The 11,034-nt window shown below is 76.0% G+C and carries 10 protein-coding genes; 4 read left to right on the plus strand and 6 right to left on the minus strand.

Going from position 1 to position 11,034, the window contains the following annotated elements:
* Window positions 1-199: 199 nt before the first annotated feature.
* Window positions 200-712 (plus strand): hypothetical protein, encoded by a 513-nt coding sequence (locus ACFUMH_RS01975; protein WP_378199561.1) that lies wholly within the window; start codon window positions 200-202, stop codon window positions 710-712.
* Here ACFUMH_RS01975 and cofC read toward each other — a convergent pair.
* Genes cofC through ACFUMH_RS02000 form a run of 5 tightly spaced genes read right to left on the minus strand, consistent with a single transcriptional unit; the run spans window position 630 to window position 5,220 of the window.
* Window positions 630-1,349, minus strand: coding sequence for a 2-phospho-L-lactate guanylyltransferase (gene cofC / locus ACFUMH_RS01980; RefSeq protein ID WP_378199564.1), 720 nt, complete (start codon window positions 1,347-1,349; stop codon window positions 630-632). The two genes, ACFUMH_RS01975 and cofC, sit on opposite strands and share 83 nt — an antisense overlap.
* Window positions 1,346-2,329, minus strand: a complete 984-nt coding sequence (cofD, locus tag ACFUMH_RS01985; protein ID WP_378199567.1) for a 2-phospho-L-lactate transferase — start codon at window positions 2,327-2,329, stop codon at window positions 1,346-1,348. The genes cofC and cofD overlap by 4 nt, the downstream gene beginning before the upstream one ends.
* Window positions 2,326-3,141, minus strand: coding sequence for a putative F420-0 ABC transporter ATP-binding protein (locus tag ACFUMH_RS01990; RefSeq protein ID WP_378199570.1), 816 nt, complete (start codon window positions 3,139-3,141; stop codon window positions 2,326-2,328). Before ACFUMH_RS01990 ends, cofD begins: the two co-directional genes overlap by 4 nt.
* The gene (locus ACFUMH_RS01995; RefSeq protein WP_378199572.1) at window positions 3,132-4,160 is read right to left on the minus strand and encodes a putative F420-0 ABC transporter permease subunit; all 1,029 of its coding nucleotides are present in this window, start codon (window positions 4,158-4,160) and stop codon (window positions 3,132-3,134) included. Before ACFUMH_RS01995 ends, ACFUMH_RS01990 begins: the two co-directional genes overlap by 10 nt.
* Window positions 4,161-4,170: 10 nt before the next feature.
* Window positions 4,171-5,220 carry a putative F420-0 ABC transporter substrate-binding protein gene (locus tag ACFUMH_RS02000; protein WP_378199575.1) on the minus strand — a complete coding sequence of 350 codons (1,050 nt, stop codon included), beginning with the start codon at window positions 5,218-5,220 and terminating at the stop codon, window positions 4,171-4,173.
* A 230-nt stretch (window positions 5,221-5,450) separates the two neighbouring features.
* Between ACFUMH_RS02000 and ACFUMH_RS02005 the strand changes: the two genes are divergently transcribed.
* From ACFUMH_RS02005 to ACFUMH_RS02015, 3 genes are all read left to right on the plus strand, one after another.
* Window positions 5,451-6,215: an SDR family oxidoreductase gene (locus ACFUMH_RS02005; protein WP_378199578.1), complete on the plus strand. Its 765-nt coding sequence runs from the start codon at window positions 5,451-5,453 to the stop codon at window positions 6,213-6,215.
* A 124-nt stretch (window positions 6,216-6,339) separates the two neighbouring features.
* Window positions 6,340-8,250: an ABC transporter ATP-binding protein gene (locus ACFUMH_RS02010; protein ID WP_378199581.1), complete on the plus strand. Its 1,911-nt coding sequence runs from the start codon at window positions 6,340-6,342 to the stop codon at window positions 8,248-8,250.
* Window positions 8,247-10,097 carry an ABC transporter ATP-binding protein gene (locus ACFUMH_RS02015; RefSeq protein ID WP_378199583.1) on the plus strand — a complete coding sequence of 617 codons (1,851 nt, stop codon included), beginning with the start codon at window positions 8,247-8,249 and terminating at the stop codon, window positions 10,095-10,097. Before ACFUMH_RS02010 ends, ACFUMH_RS02015 begins: the two co-directional genes overlap by 4 nt.
* Window positions 10,098-10,145: 48 nt before the next feature.
* Here the strand turns inward: ACFUMH_RS02015 and ACFUMH_RS02020 are convergent, their stop codons facing one another.
* Window positions 10,146-10,901 (minus strand): MerR family transcriptional regulator, encoded by a 756-nt coding sequence (locus ACFUMH_RS02020; RefSeq protein WP_378199586.1) that lies wholly within the window; start codon window positions 10,899-10,901, stop codon window positions 10,146-10,148.
* Between the last annotated feature and the right edge of the window lie 133 nt (window positions 10,902-11,034).

An 11,034-nucleotide genomic window follows, 5' to 3' on the forward strand; every position in this document is an offset into this window, starting at 1 on the left:
GGTGCGGGATCTCCGCCGCATCAAGGAGAAGCACCTGTGGGGCGGCACCGGGTGGCGCCGGTCTGCGCGCTTCATCGTGCGCAGTGCCGCACGTGCGCGAGCGTGGACGCGAGACGCCCTTCGATCCAGTAGCTCCTCGTTCTTGACGGACGGCGACAAGAGCAGTACTGCGTATACCGTCACGACGGAGATGGGTCGCGTGGTACGGACGCACGGCCACATCGGCATCAACGTGGTCGTCGAGGACGATGGTCGCGTCACTGCCGCCTGTCCCGCGCACATCAGGGGACGCATGAGCTTCAGGATCCGCTACACGAACCCGCGGCTGGATCACCCGGGCGCCATCACGGTCACCGACCATCTTGCTGGGATCGGTGCCGAGGTCGAAGTGACTGCGCACGGGCGCCTCGTCGTGGAGGAGTACGACTTCCCGATCGCGCTCCTCGCGCGCGACTTGCGAACGTGGAGAAGAGGTGGTGGCGCCTCGGACTTCGTCCTTGTCGCCGACATGTTCTACGAGACGCCCGGCGCGATCGCCTTTCACCGGACGGATGCGGGTTGGATCGTGTCGTCGAGTCTCGAGGACACGGAAGCGAGTGCACCGATGCCGGTCGACTGGATCTACGCCGCTACCGACGACTTCCTCCGGTCGGTGAAGCAGGACTGTGCACGTCTGAGTACCCGCGATCCTGCCTCATATCTCGGGTATTAGGGCCGGGACCACAGGTGCTTGTAGGGAACTGCCGACCGTGGTGAGTCATCACGTCGGGCTCAACGTCCACGTCATGCCGCAGCGTCGACTTCTCCGGCACGTCCAGGCGCACGTGTCCCTCCTCCCCGTGCCGCCCCGACGACCCCGCGCCGAAGCGCGGCCGCAGCTCGCGCCCGGGTGCCGCGGTGAGTAGCGTCGTGCCCGTGCCCTCCGCGTCGGGCACGTGTGCGCGCTCGTGCTGGGCCGCGAGCGCGAGCGCAGCGTCGAGGTCGATCGGGTCGAGGCGGGGGAGGTCACCGGGCACGACGGCGACCGGGGCGTCCGGAGCCAGGCTGCGCGTGTACCCCGCCCCCGCGAGGACGGCGGCGTCGAGACCGGGCTCGACGCCGGCCCGAGCGGCAGGGGCCGGCTCGTCCACCACGACCGCCCCCAGGCGGGCGGCGGCGGCGGCGAGCTCCCCGTCCGGCGTCACGAGGACGACGCCGGCGACCGACCGGGCGGCCCGGACGGCGGCGAGGGTGTCGAGCGCCATCGACCGCACGAGGGCCGCGCGCGCGTCGTCGTCGAGGACCCCCGCGAGACGGGACTTGCCGTGCCGCGCGTCCTTGACGGGGACGATCACCCACCAGCCGGTCACGGCAGCCGGTCCACGAGCGCGAGGGCGCGCGCTGCGATCTCGGCGGTGGCCGGCACGTCGGTCATGAGCGTCGGGGCAGCGTCGACCGTCCAGCCCTCGGCCCGCAGCACCGGGACGGCGTGCGCGTCGGCGTCGTCGACGAGCCACGCGTCGAGCACGCCGCCTTCCGCGCGCCGGCCGTAGTGGCGCGCGACGGCACCCGCGTCGGTCGCGACGCCGATCGCCGCCAGGCACGCGTCCGCCATGCCGCGCACGGGCGCGCCGCCCACCACGGGGGAGACCGCGACGACCGGTGCCGCCGTGGCACGCAGCGCGTCCCGCAGGCCCGGCACCCCGAGGATCGTCCCGACCGACACGACCGGGTTCGACGGGGGCACCACGACGACGTCCGCCGACCCGAGCGCGTCGAGCACGCCCGGCGCGGGCGTCGCCCGCTCCACGCCCGCCTGCACGAAGCCGCGCGCGGGCACGGCGGCGCGGTGCCGCACCCACCACTCCTCGAAGTGGATCGTCCCGTCGTCGGTGACGACGTGCGTCTCGACCTCGTCGTCGGTCATCGGCAGCAGCGTGACGCCCGGCCGCCAGCGCTCCGCGAGGCGCGCGGTGACGGCGGACAGCGGCAGGCCGCGGCGCAGCAGCTCGGTGCGCGCGAGGTGGGTGGCGAGGTCGAGGTCGCCGAGCGTGAACCACTCCCAGCCGAGCCCGTACGCGGCGAGGTCGGCGGCGACGTGCGTCGACTCGTCGCGACGGCCCCAGCCCTGCCCCTCGTGCACCGCGCCGCCGAGGGTGTACATCAGCGTGTCGAGGTCGGGGCACACACGGACGCCGTGCAGCCACAGGTCGTCGCCGGTGTTCGCCACGACGGTGAGGTCGGCGATGGTGCCGCCCGCGCCGTCGGGCAGGCGGTCGCGCAGCAGCGCGAGCAGGCCCCGCGTGAAGCGCGCCCCGCCCACGCCGCCGGACAGCACGGTGATCCTCACGCGTCCTCCTCGGGGGTGCCGCCCGTCAGGGCGATGACCGGGCGGCCGGTGGTCGGGTGCTCGAGCACCTCGGCCTCCACCCGGTAGACCGCGCGCAGCAGGTCCGGCGTCAGCACGTCCGCCGGGGCTCCCGCCGCCGCGAGCCGCCCCTCGGACAGCACGAGCACGTGCGTGCAGAACGCCGCGGCCAGGTTGAGGTCGTGCAGCGCGGCGACGGTCGTCACGCCGAGGTCCCGCACGAACGCGAGCAGCGAGAGCTGCGCGCTGACGTCGAGGTGGTTGGTCGGCTCGTCGAGCAGGAGCAGGTCCGGCTCCTGGGCGAGCGCGCGGGCGACCTGCACCCGCTGCCGCTCGCCGCCGGACAGGGTCGACCACGCGCGGTCGGCCAGGTGCGCCGCGGAGGCGGCGGCGAGCGCGCGGTGGACGGCGCCCTCGTCGGCGTCCGTGCCCCACAGCGTCCGGTAGGGGATGCGGCCGAGCGCGACCACCTCGCGGACGCTGAGCGGCACGGTCGCGTTCGACTCCTGCTCGAGCAGCGCCACGTGCCGGGCGCGGCGGCGCCGCGGCAGCGCGTGCACGGGGACCGCCGGTGCGGTGGCCCCGGCACCGGGCTCGGCGGCCGGGTCCGTGACGAGGACGGCGCCGCGCTCGGGCGGCAGCAGACCGGCGACGAGACGCAGGAGCGTCGTCTTGCCGGCGCCGTTCGGCCCGAGCAGACCGGTGAGCGCGCCCGTCGGGGGCGTGGCGTCCACGCCGTCCACCACCCAGCGGCCGCCGAGGCGCGTGCCGACGCCGTCGATCCTCAGCTCCACGCCGTCCCCCGACCCCGGCGCAGCAGCACCGCGAACACCGGCACGCCCACGAGCGCCGTCACGATGCCGACCGGCAGCTCACGCGGGTCGAACACCGTGCGGGCGAGCGTGTCCGCCCACACCAGGAAGACCGCGCCGGTGACGCCCGCGACCGGCAGCAGCCGCCGGTGCGCGGGCCCCGTCACCACCGAGACGGCGTGCGGGAGGATCAGCCCGACGAAGCCGATCGCGCCGCTGACCGCCACCATCGCGCCCGTCAGCAGCGCGACGAGCGTCATGAGGGTCCAGCGGGTGCGGTCCACGGCGATGCCGAGCGCGGCGGCGGACGTGTCGCCGAAGGCGAATGCGTCCAGGCGTGTCGCCGCGGCCACGAGGACCGTCCCCACGACGACCAGTGCTCCGCCCGCGATCGCGACCGACGACCACGTCGCGCCCGCGAGCGAGCCCATGAGCCACGACAGGATCTCGCGGTAGGAGTCGCCGGTCGCGGTCCAGAAGATGACGAACGACGTGCCGGCCGCGGCCAGCTGGGACACCGCGAGCCCGGCGAGCACCGCGCGTGCGGGCGTCAGCGTCCCGCTCGTCCGCGCCAGCGCCAGGGTGGCGACGAGCGCCGCGAGCGCACCGGCGAACGCCGCGACGGGCAGCAGCACCGCGACGCCCAGCACCAGCACCGCGACCGCCCCCAGCGACGCGCCCGACGACAGCCCCAGCAGGTACGGGTCCGCGAGCGGGTTGCGCGTGAGCGACTGCATGACCGCGCCCGCGACCGCCAGCCCCGCGCCGACCGCGGCGGCCGTGAGCACGCGCGGCAGGCGCAGGTCCCACACGATCGCGTCGTGCAGGCGCGACACCTCCGCGACGGGCAGCCCGAGGTGACCGCCGACCGCGCGCGCGACCTCCCCGACGGACAGGTCCGCCGGACCGATCGTCACGGTGACGAGCAGGCTGGCGACGAGCAGGGCGGCGCCGACGGCGAGCAGCAGCGGCAGCGGCGGGCGCAGGGGAGGACGGTCCACGGGCGGCGCGTCAGCCCCCGAGACCCAGCGCGCGGACCTGCTCCACGAGGTCCGCGACGGTATCGGCGTTGCGGACGCCCGCCTCGGACGCCGCGAACGGCACGACGACGTAGCGCCCCTCCCGCACGGCCGTGAGCTGCGCCGTCGCGGGGTTGGCCGCGAGCAGGTCGCGCTTCTTGTCCGCCGAGTTCCAGGCCGAGTCGACGAGGACGAGGACGTCCGGGTCCGCCGCGACGACCTGCTCCCAGCCGACCGACGACCACGTGTCGTGCACGTCGGCGAAGACGTTCTCGAGGCCGGCGGCCCCGAGCATCATCTGGGGCGCCCCGATGCCCGCGCCGACGTAGGGGGTGTCCGTGCCGGACGACCACCACACGGCGGTCGGGCCGTTCAGCGGCTCGACCGCGTCTAGGGTCGCGCGCTGGTCGGCCACGACGTCCTCGGCGGCCTCGGGCGCGCCGAGCAGCGCGCCGGTCTCGCGGATCTCGTCGAACACGGCCTCGAACGTCAGCGGGTCGGGCTGGTAGCCCTCCGCCTTGCACGCCGACGGCGACACGTACGTGCCGATGCCGAGCTGCGCGAGGGCCGCGCGGTCGCCGGCGGCGTCGGGCGCGAAGTTCGACTCCCAGCCGGCGTAGACGAGGTCGGGCTCGACCTCGAGCAGCGCCTCCTGGCCCGGCACCTTGTCGGACAGCACGGGCACGTCGGCGAGCTCGTCCGCCCACGGCTCGGGCGCGGGCCCGTCGCTGAACGCGGTGCCGACGAGCCGGTCCGCGAGGCCGAGGGCGGCGACCATCTCGGTGGTCGACGACTTGATCGTCACGATGCGCTCGGGCGGCGCGTCGAGGGTGACCTCGGTGCCGCAGTTGTCGACGGTCACCGGGTACGCCGCGGCGGACGACGTCGCTGCGGGGGAGCCCGTCGTGGCGGCGTCGGTGGTGGACGAGGCCGCGCCGCCGCCGGCGCAGGCCGCGAGGGCGACGACGGGCAGCAGGGCGGCGACGAGCAGGGGCGTGCGGAGCAGGGGGGTGCGGAGCAGGGTGCGGGCGCGCGTGGGCATCGGGTCTCCGGGTGACGGGGGCGCCGCGCACGCCGTCGGGCGCGGTGGTGGGGGAGGGTCGGCGCACGTCGCGTCGCGGAGGACCGTCCCAGCCCGGGGCGGTGCCACCCGGCCACGTTCCGGCCGGGTTCCGAGGCGTCACCCTAGGCACCGCACGGGGGGTGCGCGCAACCGGCGCGCGGCCGCGTGCGATGCTCGGACGCGTCCCGCCCGCCGTCCAGGGAGCCCGCATGACCACGCCCACCGACCGCCCCCGCCGCGCCCTCGTCACCGGGGCGTCCTCCGGCATCGGCGCCGCCACCGTGCGCCGGCTGCGCGCCGAGGGGTGGGACGTCGTCGCGACCGCCCGTCGGGCCGACCGCCTCGAGGCCCTCGCCGCGGAGACCGGCGCCACGACCGTCGTCGCGGACGTGACCGACGACGCCGACGTCGCCGCGCTCGTCGCGCACGTGCGCGACACCGGCGGGCTCGACGCCGTGGTGAACAACGCGGGCGGCGCGTTCGGGCTGGACCCGGTCGCCGAGGCGGACGTGGCGCAGTGGCGCGCGATGTACGAGCTCAACGTGCTCGGCACGCTGCGCGTGACGCAGGGCGTGCTCCCGCTGCTGCGCGAGCGCGGCGGCGGTGACGTCGTCGTCGTGACGTCGACCGCCGCGCACGGCGCCTACCCCGGCGGCGCGGGGTACACCGCGGCCAAGCACGCCGAGCGGATGCTGAGCGAGACGCTGCGGTGGGAGATCGTCGGCGAGCCGGTCCGGGTCATCGAGATCGCGCCGGGCGCGGTCGCGACGGAGGAGTTCTCGCTCGTGCGCTTCGACGGCGACGCCGAGCGGGCCGCGCAGGTGTACGCGGGGTACGAGCCGCTCGTGGCCGAGGACGTCGCCGACGCGATCGTCTGGACGCTCACGCGACCGGCGCACGTCAACGTCGACCTGCTCGTAGTGCGGCCGCGGGCGCAGGCGAACAACACGACGATCGCGCGCACGCAGGGCTGAGCCGCCGGGCCGACCGGCACCCGCGGCCGGTCCGTGCCGGGCGGCGCGCCGTCGACAGGTGAGGTCGACTCAGCATCCGGACGTCCCCGGGTGCGATGTCGGCGCGCGTGCCTACGCTGCACCGGTGCCCACCCCCACCGCGCCGGCGTCGACCGGTGGCTCCGTCTCGACGACGCGGGCGCTCGCGCGGCTGATCCGCTGGGCGCGCCCCGCCGTGCCGCGCGTCGTCGCGGGCGGGCTCGCCACGCTCGCCGCGAGCCTGCTCGCGCTCGCGGTGCCGCAGGTGCTGCGCGGGGTCGTGAACGGGCCGCTCCTCACGGACGGGTCCCGCACCGCGGTCGTGCAGGCCGCGCTGCTCGTGCTCGCGCTCGGCGTGCTCGAGGCGTTCCTCGTGTGGTGCCGCCGCGCCCTCATCGCCACGCCCGGCACCGGCGTCGAGCGGCACATGCGGACCGACCTGTTCCGGCACCTGCTCGACCTGCCCGTCGCGGTGCACGACCGCTGGTCCGGCGGGCAGCTGCTGCAGCGCTCGATGGGCGACCTGCACACCGTGCGACGGTGGATGGTCTTCGGGCTCGTCCAGCTCGTCGTGTCGGCCACCACCGTGCTGGTGGGCGCGGGCCTCATGATCTGGACGAGCCCGCTGCTCGGGCTCGTGTACCTCGCCGGCGCGGCGCCCGTGATCTGGCTCGGCTTCGCCTTCCGGCAGGACTACAAGGTGGTCGCGCGCCGCGCCCGGGACCAGGCCGGGGACCTCGCGACGTCCGTCGAGGAGTCGGTGCACGGCATCCGGGTGCTCAAGGCGTTCGGGCGCGGCGAGGACGCGCTCGAGGACTTCGTGCGCCAGGCCGACGACCTGCGCGAGACCGAGCTCGACAAGGCGCGCGCGCAGTCGCGCATGTCGTTCGCGCTCGCGTGGATCCCCGAGACGACGCTCGCGGTGTCGCTCGGCCTCGGCGTGTGGCTCGCGGCGTCGGATCGCGTGAGCGTCGGGGCGCTCGTCGCGTTCTTCGCCACCGCCGCGGTGATGAACCGCCCCGTGGAGAGCCTCGGCCAGCTGCTCGCCATGACGCTCGACGCGCGCGCCGGCACCGACCGCTTCTTCGAGGTCATGGACACCGCGCCCGCCGTCCGCGACCCCGCCCACCCCGTCCCGCTGCCGCCCGCGCCCGCCGGCGGGTCGCGCGTCGAGCTCGCGGACGTGCGGTTCGCGCACGGCGCCCGCGAGGACGCCGTGCTGCGCGGGGTCGACCTGGTGCTCGAGCCCGGCGAGACCACCGCGCTCGTCGGGCTGACGGGCAGCGGCAAGACGACGCTGCTGCAGCTGGTCCCGCGGCTGTACGACGTGACGGGCGGGACCGTGCGGATCGACGGCGTCGACGTCCGCGACCTCACGCGGCGCGACCTGCGCGGCGCCGTCGCCGTCGCCTTCGAGGACCCGATCCTGTTCTCCGCGTCGGTGCGCGACAACGTCCTCATGGGCGTGCCGGAGGAGGAGCTCGTCCGGATGCCCGACGCCGCGCGGGACGCGCTCGTGCACGAGGCGCTCGACGTCGCACGCGCCGGGTTCGTGCACCGCCTCCCCGCCGGCCTCGACACCGTCATCGGGGAGGAGGGGCTCTCGCTCTCGGGCGGGCAGCGCCAGCGCGTCGCGCTCGCCCGGGCGATCGCCGGCCGGCCCCGCGTGCTCGTCCTCGACGACCCGCTGTCCGCGCTCGACGTCGCGACCGAGGCCGACGTGACCGCCGGCCTGCGGCGCATGCTCACCGGCACGACCACGCTCGTGGTCGCGCACCGGACGTCCACGGTCGCGCTCGCGGACCGCGTCGCCGTCCTCGAGGACGGCCGCGTCACGGGGGTCGGGCGGCACGCCGACCTGCTCGCGAGCCACCCCCACTACCGGTACGTCCTGACCGCGGAGGCGGACGGCGGGCCGGACGGCGCCGACGACCCCGACCCGGCCGCGGCGACCGGGACGGACGCCGGGTCGGACCTGCCGCGCCCGCGCGGCCGGCGCACGGAGGCGACGCGATGAGCCGCACGGAGCCCCGGACCGGCGCCCCGCCTGCACCCGCTCCCGCACCCGGTGCCGCGCGCGACGAGGACGGCGACCTGGAGCTGCACCCGCGCGACGTGCGGCGCCGGTCGCTCGCGCTGCTCGGCTCGCTCCTGCGGCCCGTCACGCGGCGCGTCTGGACGACCGCGCTCGTCGTGGTCGGCGCGCAGCTCGCGCTCGTCGCCGGCCCGGCGCTCGTGGCGCTGGGCATCGACCGCGGCCTGCCCGCCCTGCGGGACGGCGACGCGCGCCCGCTGCTCACCGTCGCCGGCACGTACGCCGCCGCGGCCCTCGTCGCGGGGGTGCTCACGGCCGCCACGGTGCGGTTCGCCGCGCGCGTGAGCCAGGCGGTCCTGCTCGACCTGCGCCGCCGGGTCTTCCGGCACACCCAGCGGCTCAGCCTGGAGTTCCACGAGCGGTACACGTCCGGCCGCGTCATCTCGCGGCAGACGTCGGACGTCGAGGCGCTGCGCGAGCTGCTCGACGGCGGCGTGACGACGCTCGCGGCGAGCGGGCTGGCGATGGCGTTCACCGCGGTCAGCCTGGTCGTGCTCGACTGGCGCAGCGGGCTCGTCCTGCTGGTCGCCGTCGTGCCCGGCGTGCTCCTCACGCGCTGGTTCCAGGTGCGCTCGCAGGCGCAGTACCGGCGCAGCCGCACGGCCGTGGCGCGCGTCATCGTGCGGTTCGTCGAGACCATGACGGGCATCCGCGCGGTGCAGGCCTTCCGACGCGAGACGCAGGTGGCGGAGGTCTACGACGACCTGACCGAGGAGTACCGCGCCGCCAACGCGGAGGCGATCCGGGTCAACGGCGTGTTCGACACCGGGCTCGTGCTCATCGGCAACGTGACGGTCGCGGCCGTGCTGCTCGTGGGCGGCCTGCGGGTGCTCGACGGCGACCTCGCGGTCGGCGTGCTCGTCGCGGCGGTGCTGTACGCGCGGCGGTTCTTCGCGCCGCTCGCGCAGATCGGCATGTTCTACAACAGCTTCCAGTCCGCGACGGCGGCGCTCGAGAAGCTGTCGGCGCTGCTCGCGGAGGAGCCGACCGTGCCGGACCCCGAGCGCCCGGCCCACCTCCCGGCCGCGACGGGGGACGTGCGGTTCGAGGGCGTCGAGTTCGGGTACGGCACCGGTCCGACGGTGCTGCCGCGCCTCGACCTGCACCTGCCGGCCGGGCAGACGGTCGCGCTCGTCGGCGAGACGGGCGCCGGCAAGTCGACGGTCGCCAAGCTGCTCGCGCGGTTCTACGACCCCCGCGAGGGGGCGGTGCGCCTCGACGGCGTCGACCTGCGCGACCTCGACCCGACGGACCTGCGCCGCGCCGTCGTCATGGTGACGCAGGAGGCGTACCTGTTCTCCGGCTCCGTCGGCGCGAACATCGCGCTCGGCCGCCCCGACGCCACGCCCGCCGAGATCGAGGCCGCCGCGCGGGCCGTCGGCGTGCACGACCTGATCGCCGCGCTGCCCGAGGGCTACGACACGGGCGTCGACACGCGCGGCGTGCGGCTCTCCGCGGGCCAGCGCCAGCTCGTGTCGTTCGCGCGCGCCTTCCTCGCCGACCCCGCCGTGCTCGTCCTCGACGAGGCCACCAGCTCCCTCGACATCCCCGGCGAGCAGCTCGTGCAGGAGGGCCTGCGCACGCTGCTGACGGGCCGCACCGCCGTCGTCATCGCCCACCGCCTGTCGACGGTGATGCACGCCGACCGCGTGCTCGTCGTCGACGGCGGCCGCGTCGTCGAGGACGGGAGCCCGGAGGGGCTCGTCACCGCCGGCGGCCGCTTCGCGTCGCTGCACGCGCAGTGGCAGGAGTCGTTGCGCGCCTCCTGACGGCGGACGGGCCCGCGCCGCTCGACGCGGACGGGCCCGTCCGGTGCCTCAGAGGTGACGTGCCGCGTACGCGTGCAGCGCCTCCCGGACGAACGCCGCACCCGCGGGCCCGCCGTAGCTCCGCGCGAAGCGCTCGTCGGCGACGTACATGTCGGCCAGGCCGGTGACGTACGCGGCGACGGGGGACGAGCCGTACCCCGGCGTGCCGGGGACCGACCCGAGCCACGCGACGTGCCGTCGCGCGAGCTCCTGCGCCGCGTCGGACGTCGGCTCCACGCCGGCCCCCGCGGCCGCCGCCCAGTCGGCGCCCAGCTGCGTGGTCTGCGCCGTCCACGCGGCGCGGTCGGTCTCCGCGAGGCCGCGCCACCAGGCGTCCGACGCGGCGTACGCGTCGGCGCCCCAGCGCTCCTCCACCTCCTCCCGGTACTGCGTGTGGTCGAAGCCGTCGAACACGTCTGCGGCCATGAGGGTGTCTCCGTTCTCGCGTGCGGTGAGCGTGCGGTGCACGGACGCCGCCTGGCGTGCCAGGCGGTCCTGCTCGGCCTCGAGCCATGCGAGGTGCCGGCGCAGCGCCGTCCCCTCGTCGGTCTCGCGGTCGAGCACGCGCCGGATCTCGGCGAGGCCGAGGCCGAGGTCGCGGAGCAGGAGCACCCGTTGCAGGCGCACCAGCGCGTCGTCGTCGTACCAGCGGTACCCGTTGTCGCCGACGCGGCTCGGGCGCAGCAGCCCGACCGCGTCGTAGTGGCGCAGCGTGCGGCTGGTCGTGCCGGTGAGCCGCGCGACCTCCTGGATGGACGCCTCCACGGTTCCTCCCTCCGTCGTCCGTGCCCGCCGTCGTGCGGACCCGCTCCACGGTAGGAGCTGACGCTGCGTCAAGGTCAACAGGGCCGTGCGGGTGGGCGGCGGCGAGGTGCGCACGCGGCGCGGGCTAGCCTCG

Source organism: Cellulomonas sp. NPDC057328 (genome assembly GCF_042667215.1).
Classification (GTDB): Bacteria; Actinomycetota; Actinomycetes; order Actinomycetales; family Cellulomonadaceae; genus Cellulomonas.